Source organism: Sulfurovum zhangzhouensis, from assembly GCF_030347965.1.
Classification (GTDB): domain Bacteria; phylum Campylobacterota; class Campylobacteria; order Campylobacterales; family Sulfurovaceae; genus Sulfurovum; species Sulfurovum zhangzhouensis.
Genome location: NZ_JAQIBD010000003.1, coordinates 1 through 18844 on the forward strand (window position 1 = coordinate 1; position 18844 = coordinate 18844).

Here is an 18844-nt window from a genome sequence, read left to right on the forward strand (position 1 = left end):
AAAGAACGTTGTAGAATCTCCATTTGAGATGATCAAATAAAAAAACTCTCCACCACTTGGTGGAAAGTTTAAATCCTTTACTTTCACTTTTCTTTTTCACCTTATTATTTTTACAATTTTTATTATTACTTCTCAATAATTAGATATACTTATTATAGATAAGCAAAAGGGGTTTATAATGAAAAAATACTTTATAGGTTTAATGATAACCAGCCTGCTTACATTACCTGCCCTATCTGATAATTCAACGGTAATGCAAAAGCTTATAGATACTATCGAAGTAAAATCCAAGCCTACTGATACACAGATCCCTCAAAAGAAACATGTACAGGTCATTGCTATATTGAACAGCAAAGATGCACAGGTATCATTCATGCAAGCAGTTGATACGAATAAAAGTAACTTTAAAATCAAAAAAAGTTTCCCACTTGTCCAAGCAAAAGAGAAAAACAACGATGCAAGTTCTACTGAGGCACCAGCACAAAAACAGGTTTTAGTTATCTCCTCTTCTACATTAAGTATCGATGAGCTCATAGAAACCATCAAAAAAATGCCTGGAGTAGAAAGTGTTACAGAAGATCATGTGGTTCATACATACGAGGTGATACCTGATGACCCAAAGTTCGAAGATCTGTGGGGGCTGGACAATAACAATGTTCCCATCACAGATATCAACGTAACAGAAGCATGGGAATTCAGTACAGGTTCAAATGAAGTTGTAGTAGGTATCATTGATTCTGGTGTGGACTATACCCACAGTGACCTAAGTGCAAATATCTGGACAAATCCCAATGAGATCCCCGACAACGGGAAAGATGACGATCATAATGGATATGTAGATGATATCCACGGTATTGATACTTTTAACGGTGACAGCGATCCCATGGATGATAATATGCATGGAACACATGTTGCCGGGACGATCGGTGCAGTCGGTGATAATGCAAATGGTGTTACAGGTGTCAACTGGAATGTCAAAATGGCAGTCTGTAAGTTTCTAGACTCGGCAGGAGAAGGTTATACAAGTGATGCATTGGAATGTGTCAATTACTTTAATGCACTCAAACAAGACGGTATTAATATTGTTGCTCTAAATAATTCATGGGGTGGAGTAGGAGAAGACTACACATTTGAACAAGCAGTGCAAACAGCAAATAATGAAAACATCCTTTTTGTTGCTGCTGCAGGCAACGAAGGAACCAATAATGATGCTACACCGACTTATCCTGCAAGTTATACGACAGCTAACGTTGTTTCTGTTGCAGCGTCAGACATCAATGGTAACCTAGCCTCTTTTTCGAACTACGGTATGATTTCAGTGGATCTTGCTGCCCCAGGAGTAGAAATATGGAGTACTATTCCAAGTACCTGTACTCCTAATAACACAGATATTTTCTTTACAGATGATTTTGAAAATGGAACAAATAAATGGGAATTTCTTACATACAATACAAGTGATCTCTCAAAAACAGATATTCCAAGTGAACATTGGCAGCTTGATAATTTACTTTTTACATCACCTTTTTATTCACTGAGTGATAGTCCCGGAACTACTTACAACAATAATAGAACACAAATTGCCCTTACAAAAAATACTATCAACCTTTCAGGAGCTACTTCAACAGAGAACGCAGGAGTATGTATTTCTCTTAAAATTTATGGAAGAACTGAAACAGATTGGGATACTCTTAATATCCAACTTTCTAAAGATGAAGGAGCAAGCTGGTACTCTTTCAGTCCAATTTCAGGTAACATCCCAAATTGGACGGAATTTTCTTTTCTCATACCAAAAGAATACCTAGTCTCAAACTTACGTGTAGCCTTAACGAGAATCAGTGACGGCAGTATAGTCTACCAAGGATACAATATTGATGATATCTCGATCACAAGCGGTACAATTAATCATAACAACTATGCGGCTTACAGTGGTACATCAATGGCAACGCCTCATGTATCTGGTGCGATAGCACTCCTAGCCTCTATAGACAATAATCTCAATGCGAGCCAAAGAAAACAGATCCTACTGAATAATGTAACGTATAAAAGTACCTATGAAACAAAGATTGCAACCTCAGGTTTATTAAATGCAGGAGCTATGCTCTCTCATGCTAATGAAGCACCTATATCAAGCAGCGGTGGTGGCGGCGGCGGTTGTACATACAATCCAAATCTTAAAAAGTTTGATGCAATGTTCTTCATGCTTTTCATGCTCTCTCTTCTCTATCCGTGGAGACGGAAATTCATAAAGTAAATGATGGGGAAAAGAGAACTACACTACGGAGCTGCACTACTTGCTGCTCCGCTATTTTGTCTTGTTTATCATGTCTTTTTTACATCACAGTCTCTGATTTATGAAGAACTATTTGGTAAGAAACAAATACTCTTATGGGGAGTGATCATTTTCCCGGTAATTGAAGAGTTGGCATTCCGTGGGATGATTCAAGAGTACATTGCCACTAAAACCAACCGATTTCCTTTATTTTTTTATCTCTCATTATCCAATATACTGACCTCTGTCCTTTTTGCCGCAATCCATTTTTTTTACCATCAGGCTATCTGGGTCTTACTGGTTTTTTTTCCATCTTTAGTATTTGGCTATTTTAAAGAACAATACCAAAGCATAGTGCCCGGTATTATTCTTCATGCGTTTTATAATTTAAATTTTATATTACTTGTAGGGAATATCAGTTAACGTTTTTGCAACACGATAAAGAGCTTATCCGGCTCTCCCATCTCATAGAGTTCTACCTCATCAGATTTGATAAGTTCCAATCCTTTATGAGAAGAGAGTGCTCTAAGGGTATGAAAGTGCTGTGTGATCATCTCTTTTGATTTAACAAAAGAGTTATTCTTTTTTTCAAAGAGGGTAAGTTCCATCTCATATGTTTTCTTCTCAAAATCACTGTCAATGGCCAAAAAACGCTCTTCATCATCTACGATGAAGGCCCCCACAGCGACATTTTCAAATCCATAGAGTGTATTGACATCAAAGACAAAGTAACCACCATCATTGAGATGATCTGCAATACATCCCAAAAATCTTTTAAGTGATTTTGCATCAAGGTAGTTCACCATATCAAACACTGCCGTGATCACATCATATTTGCCATCAAGATCACACAGGTCGATACATTCTGCATCTACCCCTTTGCTTTTGGTTCGCTCGACCATGATAGGGCTCAGGTCAACCCCTTTGGCTTCATCCAATTTCAATGCTTTTTTCATCTGTACCAGGAAATCGCCAGAACCGCATCCGACATCAAGTAGGGTTTTTGGTTGAATAGATTGTAAAAAAAGAAGATAATGGGCATAGAGACGGGGAGTTGCTTCTTCTATACCTAGAAGATCCTCTACTTTGGCATAGAGGTCAAGTGACTCTGAAGTGTTAGTTGGCACGTTCTACCACTTCTTTGATCTTCTCATAAAGTGAAAGGATCTCATCTTTTTTAGCATAATAGCTGTTTTTGTTCGCGATAAGATGTGCTGAAGAATCCATGATATCTTCAGCTACTTTCAGACCGTTCTCTCTCATGGTATTACCTGTCTCCACGATATCCACGATCGCATCTGCAAGTCCAACCAGTGGTGCCAGTTCGATAGAACCGTAGAGCTTGATCACTTCTACGCCTACTGCTTTTTGTGCAAAATAATCCTTGGTAATGTTGACCATTTTTGTCGCTATTTTGATATTCGGACGGCTCCAATCCAGTTCGTCTTCATTTTTAATACCGATTGCCACTTTACACTTACCAAGTTGCATATCCAGAAGCTGGATGATATCCAATTCTTTTTCGGTGATCACATCAAGACCGACAACACCGATATCTGCTGCACCATGTTCTACATAGGTCGGTACATCCTGATTACGAACATTCAAAAAACGGAATTCACCCATATCCAGGATCAGTTCACGTCCTTCAAACTTAAACTCTCCGCCAAAGATCTCTGCAAAGATCTCTAACGTCTGCTCTGCGATTCTTCCTTTTGGAAGTGCTACTGTCAACATACAGTCTGTCCTTAACTTTTAATTTGCACCCAGTGCGTTATACATCCCGTCAAATACTAAGCGTTCATCAAAGATCGCATCTTCAAAAAAGCGGCTTAAAAACTGTCCGTCACCTCCGGTAAAATAGAGGGGTTGATCATCCCTATGCTGATCAATGAGTGCTTTTATAGACGCGATTATACCATAGCTTATCCCATCTTTGGTTGTAAGGGGTAGTTTATCTAGGGCTATAGATTGATTGATCTTGATATCTAGTGCCGGAGATATCCTGCGGTAACTATCAAGATATGCATTGATCCCGGGGAGGATAAAACCTCCCTTATATGTACCGTTTTTCACTATATCTACAGTGATTGCTGAGCCTGCATCTACAAAGATACCGTCTCTATGACTTAAACAAAGTGCCTTTCTATCCACACCCATTGTTTCATAAGCACCTTGAAGTACCACCTTAGCGGCGATATTTTCCCAGTTCTGGATCTGGGTGATCTTCTGATCGAGCGTGTGACTTACGGAGATATAGTAAAGCTTACGGTCTTGATAGTGATCGATAGCCTCTTCATGCTTCAAATGAAATATCTGCCCATTATCAAGGATATGCACATGCGTATTGCCGATATCGGCTAAAAGTCTATTTTGCACTGCTTGATACCCCTTTGCTCCAGACTGTCCAACCATGATCTTGCAAAAATGCCTTGGCTTTGGAACAAAGCGGTGCATGAATAAGGATATATTTTTGAGTGATTTTTGCTTCTATCATCTTTTCAAGCTTCTCATGTAATCCTATCAATTCATGCGCCTCTTTCTGTAATACCCTGCTCTTTTTTTCCAACTGCATGACTAATGAATAGTAGCCTTTGAGGTCAACTCCAAGGTAGATCTCTACTTTTTTTCTAGAGCCCAGTTCTTTTGGCTTGATCTCTTTGAATGATTTGAAGATTAGATTCTTTTTTTGTAAATACTCTGTGATCTCTTTCATACCTGTATCATACCCTATTTAACTCAATGGATGATAACTGCGCATTGTCTCGGCCAGATTCTGTTTTTGGATATGGGTATAGATCTGTGTGGTCTCCAGTGAACTGTGACCAAGCAATTCCTGCACTACACGCAGGTCTGCCCCTCCTATGATCAATGAGGAGGCAAAGGAGTGTCGCAATACATGAGGTGAGACTCCCAGATACTTTTTAACTACCTTGAAGGCCGAAATACGGCTTAGTACCTCTCCGCGATAATTCAGCCATAGATAACTGCTATGCATCTGTTCATGTTGAAGGTAGGTTGCAAGCGCTTCTATTGCAATTGGGGCAAGAGGTACGACCCGCTCTTTTTCACCTTTGGCAAAACGTATCTTCAACCAACCGTCAACGATATCTTCCCTTTGCACGTTCAATGCTTCTGAAACACGACAACCGCTTGCATATAAAAAAAGTATCAATGCATAATCTCGCATTCCCATAAGCGTAGAACGATCAATCAAAGAAAGATTTTTCATGATCTCTTCACTGCTTAAATATTTGGGAAGGTTCTTGGGAACCTTGGCCATTGGTATTTTGATCTTTTTTGAAATAAAATCATGGATATGACAAAACTGAAAAAAAGCGTTGATTGACGAGAGCTTGCGATTGAGAGTACGTTTATTTTCAAATGATGCCAAAAAGCTCAAAACATCATTAGTATCAAGTTGCGTTAATGCCTTTTTGCTAAAAACTTCAAGCTGTTCCAGATCGGAAAGATATGAGGAGATAGTGAGAGTACCAAGTGCTTTGGTAACACTTAGATACTCATCAAAAGCAATGAGAATATTACTCTTACTCATAACCTAATTTTGAAAGCTCTATAACGTCTCCGTCTTTGTAGAGCTTAGTCCCTGAGATAAATGCAGGATGTTTAACCTTACCCACATCATAGATCTTGCTTTTGGTAAGAGAAGTGTCAAGTACGATCAGTGAACCCTGCTGATCAAGTGCATATACTTTTCCCCCATCTACCGTAGCAACGGAGTAGTGTGCAAACTTGAACTTTGTATTTTTAATTACATTCAACGCCTTGTTCAACTTAACGATCTCACCCTCTTTAGTAAACAGATAGATCATACCGTCTGATACGACTACATCAGAGATATTTGCCTGATACTCCTGCTCTCCTGCTTCTCCCAAAGTAAACAATGTTTTCGGTGTTGCTGCCACCACTGTATTGCCGGTTCTTGAAAGGTAGATTACATTGTTAAAAGCCTTTTCACTACTGAGGTACACTACTTTTGCATTGGTGGTATCATAACCGTTTACAATAATAAGTTTTCCGTCCAACATAGGGAAAACCGTAAGCGAATCAATAAATATAGGTGTTGCAGTTCTTACATCGATCGCGTATGTTTCATCCGACTTCTCCTCCAACATCTTCTTCTTAGCATTCATATTGTAAAGACCAAATGAGTTATTGTTTAGGATATAAGCGATCTTTCCACCCTGAAGAGATGCTGTTACTACCGGAGAATCAAAAGTGATCTCACTTACTGTTTGTCGGGTATCCTTATCTATGACTTTCAATGACCCCTCGATATTGGATGCCAATACATATCGGTTATTTTCACTTAATAATCTATATCCTTGGGTAAGGCTGATTGATCGTATACCCTCTTTTTTACTTATATATCGGCCGTTTTCCAGAGTAGCACCGTCTCTGTTTACAGAGATGATCTTGCTTTCATAACTACCTGTCGCTTTAGAAGCACTGAACGTTTGTTCCGGCTCAAAATACTTTTTACTACTACACCCGGTAAAAATTAAAGCAGCTGTAACACCAGCCAGTGCCAAATATTTCATTATTTTGCCTTTATTGTAGAATGTTTAAGAAGCTGAGCCAGTGTTGCAACTGGTGAACGCGGATCTATCATATTAAGCTTCTCTTGGGCTTTTTTCATCTCTCCGTTTTGTATAGCAAGATATGCCTCTTCCAAAGTTGTCATCTCTTTGTAAAGCACAGAATCTGTAGTTTTATCCTCCATTACAGCCAAAGTATATCCACTTGCATCTGCAATCACACTATTGCTGCTATGAGACAATATAGCCAAAGTATTTTTATCCCCGGTTTTTGAAGCTTGTGCATAGCTATAAAGTTCAAAAAGTGCCGGGTTTTTTTCTTTCAGTGTATTAAGTGCTGCTGTGTCTTCAGGATTTTGCTGAAGTGTCAAAAGTGCATTGTTCGCCTCAGACAATCTTGCCTCTTCCATTGCAGTCATAACACTTTTGCCGACAAATAAAAGTATCAATACAACAATAACACTCCAGATCACAACTCTATATTTTTTATAGAGTGTTTCCAGTTTAAAAGCACTTTCAAGTACCTTTTCATCACTACTCAACTCTTGTTTTACGTCTGCAATATTCACTGCAATCTCCTAAACTAAATTAATGGGATATATTATACCTTTTGGAGTTAAGATTTGGGTTAGCGTTTACTTGGAGATATTATTAAATTTATCTCTTTCCTCACCTTGCAAATCAAACATACGTGAATCTTTCTATCTTACATTTTCCTCTTTAGGCTGTGCCCAGTGTATGGTTACCATCCGGTTACCCCAGTATCTTGCTCTTTTAAAATCATCTCCCATATAGACATCGATTCTTTTCTTCCATTTGGGATGCATTCTATCCATTACTACATACTCACCGGAAAGTCCATCAATTCTTACCTTCGTTTTGTAGGTTAAACCCATTTTGAACAGATCATCAGAGACTGCAATACAGTGGCATGTGGGAGTCAATGCATCTCCCCATGCACCGACAGGATATTTGGCATTTTTTCTTTTCAGTCGTGAGGTATATGCGGTAGCGTGTACCTGCATTTTTAGTATCTCTTTTTTAGGAGGATGTTCGGGGGAAACAGGTGACAGCTGTTGCTTTACACACCCCGTAACAAAAAAAGTGATCGATACGACTGCAGACAGATATACTAAATACTTTTTTACTTTCCTGTACCACATTGGAATTCCATCTTTTCTACAGTTCAACTATTGTAATCCCGAGATTGCCCGGCATTCTATAAAAGTTTTTGATCTTTGGATGTTTTTTGAGATACTCGGTGACCATTTTTGACAGTACACCACCCCCTGTTCCATGAATGATCTGCACTTCATTAAGATTATTGACCATTGCATCAGAGAGGAACTTATCTACCGTATCCAGTGCTTCATCCGCATACATTCCAAGCAGCTTCACAGAAACCGAAGCCTTTGATTTTTCGACTGCCACTGTGGCCTTTTTGGACTTTTGAGGTACTTTAACTTTTGGCTCTTCACCTCTTTTTTTCAGCTCTTTAAGAGGAACTCTCATCTTCAATCCGTCTACTTCTATGGTTGCTTCTTTTCCGCGAATAGAGAGAAGTACACCCTTGTGGGATCGATACTTGATCTTATCACCCTCTTTCAATGGCTCTTTCTCTTCTGTCGGTGTCTCTTTTGGCGTAAAACTTTTATACTTGTGCGCCTCAGTAAGCAGTCGTCTTCCTTCCGTTGATTCTTTGGCTTTAAGTGCTTCTTGGGCTCTCTTGGTCGCTGCATTATAACGGTTCTCAAGTGTCGCGATCGCTTTTCTATGACTCTCTTGAAGTTTTAATTCCTGATTTTCAAGATATTGTTGCTTCTTCTGTATAGCAGCCAGTTCATCATCCACTTTTCTGATCTTCTCCCGCATTTCACGCTCTAATGCGGTTGATCTTTCTATCAGCTCATTTAGCTTCTCTTTATCCTCACCGTATACCTCTTTTGCACGTGCCACAATACGCTCGGGTACACCATAACGTTCAGCGGTTTCAAAAGCATAGCTTTTTCCGATACTTCCCTGAAGAAATGTATAGGTCGGAAGTCGTTTCTCTTCGTCATACAATGCTGCAATAAGTTCTACTTGATCATCACTTGCCATCAAGGATGCCAAACGTTTATGGTGTGTCGTGACGATAAACGTGATACCTTTTTTTCTTAGCTCATCGAGTAGTACTCTAAAGAGACTTGCCGCTTCATCACTGTCTGTTCCAAGCTCGATCTCATCAACCCCGACGATCGCATTCTCTTTAGTGAAGAGTTTTGCAAATTCCTGCATACGTCCTGCAAAAGTTGAGATATCGTTTTTCACCGATTGCGGGTCATCGATGACTGCTTCAATACTTTTAAAATGCCCTACTTCACTCTTGGCCACATTACACCTAAACGGCAAAAGATATTTTGCCATGTAGACCGCACTTAGCAAGGATTTTAGAAGCATTGTTTTCCCACCGGCATTCACCCCGGTGATCAACATGACCTGTTTATCCATATCGATTGATACGGGTACAGGGTCTTCTATTGCAGGGTGGGCAAACTCTTCAAGTTTGATACGTTTTGACCTACTTGGCAGGATAAACTCATACTCCTTGCTTCTGGCAAATTGCACACGAGCCTGATAATGATCGAACCTGTCATACTCTTTGTTGATGAAGGCTAAAAAACGTTCCCATTTAGTAAATTTTGCAGAGATCTCTTTACAATAACGGTAGATGACCTCTTCTTTACGGCTCAGAAGCGCAGATTCTTTCTCTTTAAGATGTCCGATACTTTGGGGGATGATATAAAAATGTCCACCTGAACTTCTAGATACCACCGTAGCTTTGAGGACATTATTGAAGCCTCCCTTTACCAAGAGGGTTTCTTCACCACCATTAAAGTGTACCTGTGTATCTACCAGATATTCTCTTAGCTTTGCAGAATGTGTAAGCTTATAGAGTGTTTCTTTGATGTCTACCTTGTTTTGTCTGATGGACTTTTCAAGACTATACAGCTCAGGGTCACGTTCAGGATTGATCTGACCTTCTGCGGTAAAGTAGTCAATGATCTCGAGTATCTCATCAGGGATCTCAATACTGTGCAGCCATGAAGAGATCGGTTCTTGGAAAGTCTGAGACTTGAGACGGTTGAAATAAGAGATCATCGTGACAAATGCATAGATCTCTTCAAGTCCGAGTACAGCTTGCTTCTTGATAAGACTTAGTTCACGATCGAGGTTTTTGACCTCTTTGGGCGGAGGAAATTCCACAGAAGAAAGTGCTTTGATATAGCGGAAGTGCTGATTGATATCACCTTGCATGACCACAGATTTCTCTCGGGCAAAAAATTGCTTGAACTGTGTAATATAGCCATCAAGATCAAGCTTTTGGATGATAGATTTTTGTTTTGTTTCTTCTTGTTTCACGCGGTCAATTCCCAAAGTGTTTCTTGTTAAAATTATATCACTTTTGCTTCATTTTCAGATATTTTGGTACGATGGATCAATCGTTTAACGATAGAACCATCATACCATTATGGAGAGCAGGCCTATACAAAGAGTATCGCTATTACGCTTCACCCCTGATCTGATAGGTAATATCCCCTGCACCGAATGCAGTGATGAGCCCCTGGTTGTATTCTCGTACCACATGCCCATCTTTTAAAATTTTGACGATACCGTCCTCTTTAGTGACAGCATCCGCCATCCATAGCTTATAACGGCTGAATGCTCCTTTGAGATCAATGTCTACTTCAATCTCGCCTGCTGCCCAAATAGGGAGGATAACCAACTCATCCACCCCTTCAAAACACTCAACAAAACCAGCCAAATTGTCCATCGTACGACTATATTTATGAGGTTGCCAGATGACATTTAACTGTCCAAAACCTCTAAGATTTTGATAGATCTTTAAAGCCTTCATAGTGGCTTTTATTTCAGTCGGATGATGACCGTAATCATCGATCACAACACACTCTTCTTTATCCTGGATAATGTCAAATCGCTTCTTGATACCTTTGTAGTTGAAACAACTCTTCCTAATATCCTCAATCGACTGACCAAGTTCTAGAGCTGCCAATATCGCCAATGCTGCATCCAAAGCGATATGTTCTCCCAACCCAAAAACCTTAAATGTTCCCAAGTCACGCAACTCAAACTTTGTATGCGGTTTGCCATCTACCAATGTAAATTCAATATTTTTGATATCTTTACTTGGATAAAGCTTGATACTTTCCATTTCCAATGAAGACAAGAATTCATCTTCGGCGTTAATTACCCGTATCTTTGCAAGGGATAAAAAGTTTGTATAGGCGTTGTAAAAGAGCTCTTCATCATACTTGTAGTACTCCATATGTTCAGGCTCTACATTGGTAACAATCGCCAAATAAGGATTAGAGTTCAAAAAACTCTCATCACTCTCATCGGCCTCAAAAACTACTTTTTCATTGTCATAGTAACGTACGTTGGAACCGAACTCTTTGCTTATTGCACCTATCAATGCATTAGATTCTGGAATAAGAGAAGAGAGCATCGCTGAAGTCGTGCTTTTACCATGGGCACCTCCCACTGCATAGACCTCTTTTTCTCCCAGAATAAACTTCAATGCTTCTTTTCGTGAGAGAAGTGTGATACCCAATGCTTTAGCTTTTTGATATTCAACATTCGTCGGGCGTACTGCTGCAGAGTAGATAACGATATCAACACCCTCAACAGCATCTTCATGGTGAGGTATCGTGATCTTGGCATGAAAGTTTGTTGCCAGATCATTGGTGATCTCACTCTGCTTGATATCAGAACCGGAGATCTTGTGCCCGTCATTTGCAAGAAATTTTGCCAGAGCAGAGAGTCCGATACCCCCGATTCCTATAAAGTGGATTTTCTTCTGTGTAGTCATTTACTGTTCTTTACTTTCATCAAGCACTTTAAGCTCCTCTTCCCCCTGCTTCACATACTTGGAAAACATTGTAAGAAGGATATCGGTCGGCTGTGTAAAGTTCTGGATGAAAAATGCTAAAGGATTGTGCACATCTACACTCTCCATATCCACCATACTCTCTACAAAATCTTCAAAGCTCTTGCCTGCCATCACTGAACAAGCATGTATCATCATAGCATCTTTTAGATCAGCATGGTCCATCGTATAGTTAAGTACCAGGAACATCTCCTTAGCACCCTTCATATCATTTTCACTGTAACGCTGCATCGCATGTTCATAGATCGCTCGTGCTGCTGCAATATCCTCGACATCACTCATATCAAATGATTTTCCTGCAGTGAGGTTCTCCGCAAGTTTATCAAATGCATTGTTCACAATAAATGTAAAGATCTCGTTGATCTCATCTTCAGGTGATTCTATGATCAATCTTGCATCTAAAAGTTGATACCCTTTAGCAATACTCTGCTCATCTCTACACTCTTTTTCAAGTCTTTCGATATTTGCCAGAAACTCAGGGTCTTTTTTGAGCTCTTCTACGTGAATATCAGGTATTTCCATACTAATTCTCCTACTATGCTATTTGTTAAGAAGAGCTGCAATTCTCTCTAACGCTTCTTTCGTTTTTTCAGCTTCATAAACCAGGGCAAGCCTTACGTACCCCTGACCTTCACCTTCTCTTCCAAGGAAAGATCCCGGTAACACTTTAAGGTTGTACTTCTCATAAAGCTTTTTGGTAAAGTCCAGTTCATCACCCACTTTTAGCCAGATATAAAAGGTCGCTTCTGGGGCATCGATACCTAGTACCTCCTTTGCTACTTCGAAGTTCTTGATATATTTTTCCCTAAAAAGATCAACATGATCCTGATCTGCCCATGCAACAGCTGCTGCATACTGTAACGGCAGAGGTGAAGCACATCCGATGTAGGTACGGTAAACCATATACTCCTTCAAGATCGAAGCATCACCGGCGATAAATCCGGAACGAAGACCAGGAGCAGAAGAACGCTTGGAGATGGAGTTGATCACCAATACGTTTTTGAAACTTTCATTGCCTGCTTCGATACTTGCATTAAGCAATGAAGGGATCGGATCATTAAGGTATAGGTCTACATAACACTCATCATTAAGCAGAACAAAGTCATGTTTAAGTGCCAGTGCTACCCACTCTTTCATCTGTGCCATACTCATCACGGATGAAGTCGGGTTGTTCGGTGAATTAAGGATGACAAAATCTGCTTTGGCCAACTGCTCTTCATCAATCAACGGTTGGAAATTATTTGCTTCATTGAGATTCAGATAGATCACCTCGGCCCTGCTTGCTATGGCCGCCCCTTCATAGATCTGATAAAAAGGATTAGGGTATACCATCACCGGATTTTCAATATCATGCAACAAGAACTGAGGGAAATTAAAAAGTACTTCTCTGGTCCCAAATGTCGGGATAATCTGCTCGTCACTAAGCTCCAAGTTAAAGCGGTTCTTTAGATACTTAAGCATCCCGTCTCTAAGTACACTTTCCCCAGCCGTTTTAGGGTATTTATTGAGTAAGTCACTATACTCACTGAGTGCATCTTGAATAAATTTCGGTGTATCAAACTGGGGTTCACCGATCGTCAAGCTAAGCGGTGAAAACTCCTGATTTGGTGTAATGTTTTCAAGTAAATTATTTAATTTTTCAAACGGGTAAGTTTCGAAGTTCATTACAGTCCTATATGCTCTATAAATTAAAGAGAGATTATACCGTAATTACCTTGTTACAATAAACGCACCCTTGTTGAACTTTTGACGTATCTTCAGCAATGCTTTTTGGGCACTTTCCTTACTAGGATATCCTCCTATCAGTACTTTATAGTTTTTCTCATGCACTACTTTATAACTGAACCCTTCTTTTTCTATTTTGGAGAGATAATGACTGTCGGGCTTCTTGGTCACAGAAGCTACCTGTATGTAGTAGCTTCCTGAAGATGGTTTGCTTTTCTGTGATAGAGGAGATGACGGTTTGGTCTCTACCGAAGAGAACACTTTCTTACTTTTAGGTGCATCTACTTTACTGCTCTGTTCACTTGGATTTTTCGTTGACTGTGCCAGCCAGTTAATGATACTGTCCTGGAGTTGTACAGCTTTGAATGTTCCCTTTTTGGTATTTACCAAAATCACAACACTGTAATACATCCCTGCCTTGTTTTTAACATACCCTCCGATATTCTTAACATACTTGAGTGTCCCTGTTTTCATCCAGGCTCTTTTTTGCGCCGGTTTATAACGGTAGCGGGTTTTGATCGTACCGTCCACGCCTGCAATTGAGAGTGTCTCCATCCATTGGTCGCCAAAAACCCTGTATGCACTCTCATAGACTCCGGAAAATATTTTAGCGGTCATTTTGGATCGTCGGGAAAGCCCTGATCCGTTATCCAAAAAAAACTCATTTTGACGCAATGCACCCTGACTTTTCAGAAGATTGATGACTGCTTTTCTACCTTTCTCTACTGTTGCCGGGGCACCATAAACCTTTGCTCCTGTAAGGAGGAGAAGGTGTCTGGCATAAACATTGTTACTCTCTTTTAAGGTTTTTGATACGATCGATTCAAGCGGCTCCGAGTAGTGTGTAAACAATAACCTGGCACTTGAAGGCACACGGGAGAGTCTTAATCTCCCTTTGATTGTTATCCCTTCTTTTCCCAATGCTTCTTTAAGGGCATAGTAAAAAGCTTTATAAGGTTTAGTGACGATCATACATACCTTTCGCTCTTTACAGTGTTTTGAGAGTTCGCCTGTGAGTATCAGTTGTGGTACAGATGATTGCATATCTACTTTAGAACCTGCCCATGCATATTTTCCACGACACGACCTGTTGACGAACTTGACCTTATTGACTACCGTATAACTAGGGTCTTCAATCTCCTTATATGCCGATCCATCACGCGGTGATATGCCGACTGTACTGATGCGTTCATTGAACATCATGGCATCGGGCATTGCATTATATGCACTATAAGGATAGTTATCAAAAAATGCACTGTCCTTGTCTCCAACATCAAAGTATGTTCTATCTATCACGATATCCCCATTGATCTGATGGATCCCTCTTTGTTTGATCTGGGCAACAATATCAGGTAAATTCTCAGAGCCAAGAGATGGATCTCCATATCCTTTAATGATAAGATCTCCTTCCAGATACCCCGAACGCAAATTCCCGCCCATATAGAACTCTGTCGGCCAACGATAATCAAATCCTAACTTCAACAGAGATCCATAGGCTGTCAATACTTTGATCACTGAAGCAGGTTGACGTATCGTATCTGCATTAAGTGAAGCAACGACGCGATTGCTCCCAAGCTCCTTTATATAAATACTGACATCTTTTTTCGGAAGTTTTGCCTGGTTCAGAAAATACTCAATATCTGATGGTAAGGCAAATAGCCAGACTGAAACCATCAGCCAGATAAGTATGCTTCTCACTTTATCTCCTCATACGCACCAAGCAGTTGCTGCATCGCTTTATGCAGTACCTCTTTTGAAGTACCTATATTTAAACGCATAAATCCTTCTCCTTCTTTGCCAAAACTCACCCCTTCATTGAGCCCGAGTTTTGCCTTCTTAATAAAAAACTCGGCTAACTTTTCTGAAGAAAACCCTAATCCACGGCAGTCAAGCCATACTAAAAAAGTTGCTTCAGGTTCTATCACCTTCAGTGGAAGATCATGATCAGCTATAAAGTTTTTAACAAACAACACATTTTCCCACATCATAACTTTCAATTTTTCCAACCATGCTTCACCTCCTTCATAAGCGGCCATCAATGCTTCGATGCCAAAAGGGGTACCATTGGTGATACCTGACTTGTTTTGCTCATGGATATAGGCATGTCGCAATTTGCTATTTGGGATGATCGCATAGGAGGTATTAAGCCCTGCGATATTGAAAGTTTTGGATGGTGCATTAAGTACGACACATTGCTGCTGGATCTTATCAAAACCGCCTAATACATAATGCATCTTCTTATAGACAATATCAGCATGGATCTCATCTGATACAATGATCACATCATTCTCCAGACAGATATCGATTATTTTTTCCAACTCACCTTTATCCCATACTCTACCTGTAGGGTTGTGAGGAGAACATAGTAAAAAAAGTGTTGCTTCTTTGGCTTTGCTTTCAAAGTCATTGAAATCTATAGTGTAGCTGCCGTTTTGATAGACTAGACTATTATCCAGAACTAGCCTTCCCTGTCTACGTACAGAACCGGAAAATGGTGGATATAGAGGAGTTTGTATAATGACACTGTCACCCTCTTTACTATAAGCATGAATCGCAAAGTTGATAGATGGTACCACACCATAAGCCGGTACGATCCACTCTTTTTCGAGCACCCATCCAAACCGCTTCAAATACCAGTCTTTAATGGCATCAAAATATCGCTCCGGATAGACCGTATAACCGTAAATCGGGTGGTCCGCCCTTTTTTTGAGTGCCTCTTGTACACATATAGGTGATGCGATATCCATATCTGCCACCCATAACGGAAGCAGATCATCACTCCCGAATTTTTTGATGGCATCATCAAGTTTGACCGTGTAGGTTCCCTCTCTATTTACCGCTTCCAATCTCATCTCACTTTCTCTTTTTTTGCCAAATGCTCATCTGTGCAATCGTATATTGATGTTTTCTTTCTGTCTCTCTGATAACAAAAGGGATCTCCTGAGTATCTACCAGAACAAAGTCCCCACCTAAATACTCCATAAGACCATCCAGTGTCGTGACAGCATTCCCGTCTTTTTTATAGCCCCCGATCCATTTCTCTTTAGGGGTGTATTCTTCCATCCATGTATAAGGAGAGGTCAAAATCAACATCCCCTCTTCATTCAACCGTGCCGCCAATGAATCAAGAAATTTTCCGGGATCATAGAGCCTGTCGATCAGATTGCCTGCAAAGATTAGATCAAATCCCTCATAAATTGATTTTAGATTGCATGCATCAGCCTGCCAGAAACTGACTTTATGTGCTATCTCTTCCAGCCCGTAAGTATTTAAGCTAACCTCTTCAAACCACTCCAGCTCTCCCTCTATAGGAATACTATAACGTAACACTCCTTCTTCTTTGAGCAGTTGTGCTTGCTGGATAAAGCGTGCCGAAAAATCCACTCCGATCACTTCATCAAACTCACGTGCCAGCTCAAAACTGCTACGCCCGATGGCACATCCGACATCAAGTGCTCTTCCTTTGGATTTTTGCCTCATATATTCTAATGCAAGTTTAGCACATGTTTGAGGATAATTTGCTACACCAAAACGATTCTCTCCCCAACCGAAATGACAATACTGTGAGATCAATATATCACTCATGTAGGCTGAAGTTTTGATATCCTCTTCATACATACTTTCTACATACCTAAAGCCTGCAAACTGATAGAAGTGACGCCTGAAGGCATATCTGCTGCTCTCTGTCGCCAAGTTCCCGCAACTGATCCATGACCCGCCTTTGATCAAGTTATGCTCCCCATCAAAGGTCGGTACAGTAAAATCATCATAGATAGGGTGTACCTTAAATCCCTCGTAAGGATAGATAGGCGTCCTGGACCATTGCCATACATTGCCTATTACATCATAAAAACCATGATGTTCATAACAATCTATCGGTGTACTCGAGGCAGCCCCTTCAAGTGCTAAATTACCCGGTACTTTCTCTCCCCACGATAAAATCGGCTCAACTTGTGTAAAGTCTCTGAGTCGAAAATATTCATCCTCAGTAGGCAAAGTTACAGTGACACCCAATTTTTCACTTTTCCATTTACAGAATGCTTCGGCCTCATGAAAGTTTACCTCTACTGGCCAATTCAAAGGCAAAGGTATCTCTTTGGTCAAAGTACGAAGCTTGTAGTGATCCCCTGCAGCGATCCAAAAACGCGGAGCTGAAACTTTTTCATAACTACGCCAAGCATTTCCTTCCTCACTCCAAAATGAGGAAGTCTCATACCCTCTATCTTCGACAAACTCCAGAAACTCCTGATTGCTTACCAGGTATTTCGAGGCTTTAAAATCAGGTACTTCACAAGTATGTTCTCCATACTCATTATCCCAGCCATAGAGCGATGCATGTATAGCTGTTCCTGAATGTACCGTTCCTCCCTTGACTTCAAGCAAGCTATTTGAAGGAGACATACCGGCAGACTCTGATGCTTGCCATGAGTGATGCTGCCTTAGCCAGGTTAAGGGAAGTTGACGCATCAATACCGCAGAGGTTTCTAAATGGATATTTTCATGTTCGATTCCCATCAAGATAGTCCACCAGGGAGATTTCTCTGTAATAGGAAGCTCTAAAGTAAGCCTATCAATCACTCCATTGACAATCTCAAATACCTTGTCCCGATACTGCCGTGTTTCCTGAAGTGTAGGCCAATCATAGTGCTTTTCATTCAGATCATCCCAACTCATCTCGTCAACACCGATAGCAAAGATCGACTCAAGATGCTTATCTACTCTGTAGTCAATAAGTTTTGCAAGTTTGAATTTATTGATATAAAAGACAGCAGTGTGTCCATAATAGAAAATTAAAGGATGACGAAGCGGATCAGCCTTGTTATAATAGGCATTCTCATCCGAGATCACTTCGAAAAGTGACTCGTAACGTCGGTAGCAAGACTGAAAATAGTCTCTGATCTCTTGTCGCTTGGATTGAGCGTCCATTCCTGTAAGTATAGGAGTTCTCAGCATCGATCACTCTTCTCCTACATATCGAGGCTACAAAGCATAAATCACTAAAACTCTGTTTTTTGTTTTGCACTTTCTATCATAGAAATGAAGATTGTATAAAGGTTAGCGATCACTGCACCGATCACCAATCCAACAGCCATATCAACATTGGTATAGAACTTCATCGCAAAAAATGCAGGGATCAAGTGAAGATCCGCAACCAATGAACCGGCCAAAAGTTCAGCAGATAGAACATTTCTTACTCCGATTTTCATCAATGTTGACACTACGTTGACCGATCCGGCGATAAATAGAGCAACCAATGAATGCTCAAATATAAATGCCGCTGATGTCGTTAAAGACATCAGTGTAAAGAACATATAAAAAACTTTACCCCAGTTCATTCTGACT

General features: G+C 40.3%; 18 protein-coding genes. 2 read left to right on the plus strand and 16 right to left on the minus strand.

What is annotated here, in order from left to right; genetic code table 11:
- The first annotated feature begins 178 nt into the window (after positions 1–178).
- Together PGH07_RS08220 and mrtJ are read left to right on the plus strand one after the other, a co-directional pair.
- Positions 179–2251 (plus strand): S8 family serine peptidase, encoded by a 2073-nt coding sequence (locus tag PGH07_RS08220; protein WP_289413937.1) that lies wholly within the window; start codon positions 179–181, stop codon positions 2249–2251.
- A 3-nt stretch (positions 2252–2254) separates the two neighbouring features.
- Positions 2255–2692: a JDVT-CTERM system glutamic-type intramembrane protease MrtJ gene (gene mrtJ, locus PGH07_RS08225; RefSeq protein ID WP_289413939.1), complete on the plus strand. Its 438-nt coding sequence runs from the start codon at positions 2255–2257 to the stop codon at positions 2690–2692.
- On the opposite strand, the gene PGH07_RS08230 is transcribed toward mrtJ, so the two are convergent.
- From PGH07_RS08230 to PGH07_RS08305, 16 genes are all read right to left on the minus strand, one after another.
- Positions 2689–3396 carry a class I SAM-dependent DNA methyltransferase gene (locus PGH07_RS08230; RefSeq protein WP_289413940.1) on the minus strand — a complete coding sequence of 236 codons (708 nt, stop codon included), beginning with the start codon at positions 3394–3396 and terminating at the stop codon, positions 2689–2691. The two genes, mrtJ and PGH07_RS08230, sit on opposite strands and share 4 nt — an antisense overlap.
- The gene (hisG, locus tag PGH07_RS08235; RefSeq protein WP_289413942.1) at positions 3386–4006 is read right to left on the minus strand and encodes an ATP phosphoribosyltransferase; all 621 of its coding nucleotides are present in this window, start codon (positions 4004–4006) and stop codon (positions 3386–3388) included. The genes PGH07_RS08230 and hisG overlap by 11 nt, the downstream gene beginning before the upstream one ends.
- A gap of 18 nt (positions 4007–4024) precedes the next feature.
- On the minus strand, positions 4025–4648 hold the full coding sequence (locus PGH07_RS08240) for a type III pantothenate kinase (protein WP_289413943.1): 624 nt from the start codon (positions 4646–4648) through the stop codon (positions 4025–4027).
- On the minus strand, positions 4638–4985 hold the full coding sequence (locus PGH07_RS08245; RefSeq protein ID WP_289413944.1) for a hypothetical protein: 348 nt from the start codon (positions 4983–4985) through the stop codon (positions 4638–4640). The genes PGH07_RS08240 and PGH07_RS08245 overlap by 11 nt, the downstream gene beginning before the upstream one ends.
- 18 nt (positions 4986–5003) lie before the next feature.
- The gene (locus PGH07_RS08250) at positions 5004–5825 is read right to left on the minus strand and encodes a tyrosine-type recombinase/integrase (protein ID WP_289413945.1); all 822 of its coding nucleotides are present in this window, start codon (positions 5823–5825) and stop codon (positions 5004–5006) included.
- Positions 5818–6831 (minus strand): PQQ-binding-like beta-propeller repeat protein, encoded by a 1014-nt coding sequence (locus PGH07_RS08255; RefSeq protein WP_289413946.1) that lies wholly within the window; start codon positions 6829–6831, stop codon positions 5818–5820. The genes PGH07_RS08250 and PGH07_RS08255 overlap by 8 nt, the downstream gene beginning before the upstream one ends.
- Positions 6831–7397, minus strand: a complete 567-nt coding sequence (locus tag PGH07_RS08260; protein WP_289413947.1) for a hypothetical protein — start codon at positions 7395–7397, stop codon at positions 6831–6833. The genes PGH07_RS08255 and PGH07_RS08260 overlap by 1 nt, the downstream gene beginning before the upstream one ends.
- A gap of 132 nt (positions 7398–7529) precedes the next feature.
- A complete protein-coding gene (locus PGH07_RS08265; RefSeq protein ID WP_289413948.1) occupies positions 7530–7991 on the minus strand; it encodes a 3D domain-containing protein in 462 nt (153 codons plus the stop codon).
- Positions 7992–8007: 16 nt separating this feature from the next.
- On the minus strand, positions 8008–10230 hold the full coding sequence (locus PGH07_RS08270; protein ID WP_289413950.1) for an endonuclease MutS2: 2223 nt from the start codon (positions 10228–10230) through the stop codon (positions 8008–8010).
- 142 nt (positions 10231–10372) lie between these two features.
- Positions 10373–11698 carry a UDP-N-acetylmuramate--L-alanine ligase gene (murC, locus tag PGH07_RS08275; RefSeq protein ID WP_289413951.1) on the minus strand — a complete coding sequence of 442 codons (1326 nt, stop codon included), beginning with the start codon at positions 11696–11698 and terminating at the stop codon, positions 10373–10375.
- Positions 11699–12298: a hypothetical protein gene (locus tag PGH07_RS08280; RefSeq protein WP_289413952.1), complete on the minus strand. Its 600-nt coding sequence runs from the start codon at positions 12296–12298 to the stop codon at positions 11699–11701.
- A gap of 18 nt (positions 12299–12316) precedes the next feature.
- Positions 12317–13441 (minus strand): succinyldiaminopimelate transaminase, encoded by a 1125-nt coding sequence (locus PGH07_RS08285; RefSeq protein ID WP_289413953.1) that lies wholly within the window; start codon positions 13439–13441, stop codon positions 12317–12319.
- 45 nt (positions 13442–13486) lie between these two features.
- Positions 13487–15199 carry a D-alanyl-D-alanine carboxypeptidase/D-alanyl-D-alanine endopeptidase gene (gene dacB / locus PGH07_RS08290; protein ID WP_289413954.1) on the minus strand — a complete coding sequence of 571 codons (1713 nt, stop codon included), beginning with the start codon at positions 15197–15199 and terminating at the stop codon, positions 13487–13489.
- Entirely contained in the window at positions 15196–16353 is a 1158-nt protein-coding gene (locus tag PGH07_RS08295; protein WP_289413955.1) for a MalY/PatB family protein, read from the minus strand. Before PGH07_RS08295 ends, dacB begins: the two co-directional genes overlap by 4 nt.
- 1 nt (position 16354) lies before the next feature.
- Entirely contained in the window at positions 16355–18454 is a 2100-nt protein-coding gene (gene ovoA / locus PGH07_RS08300) for a 5-histidylcysteine sulfoxide synthase (protein ID WP_289413956.1), read from the minus strand.
- Between the two features lie 44 nt (positions 18455–18498).
- Positions 18499–18837, minus strand: a complete 339-nt coding sequence (locus PGH07_RS08305; RefSeq protein ID WP_289413957.1) for a DUF6394 family protein — start codon at positions 18835–18837, stop codon at positions 18499–18501.
- Positions 18838–18844: the final 7 nt, after the last annotated feature.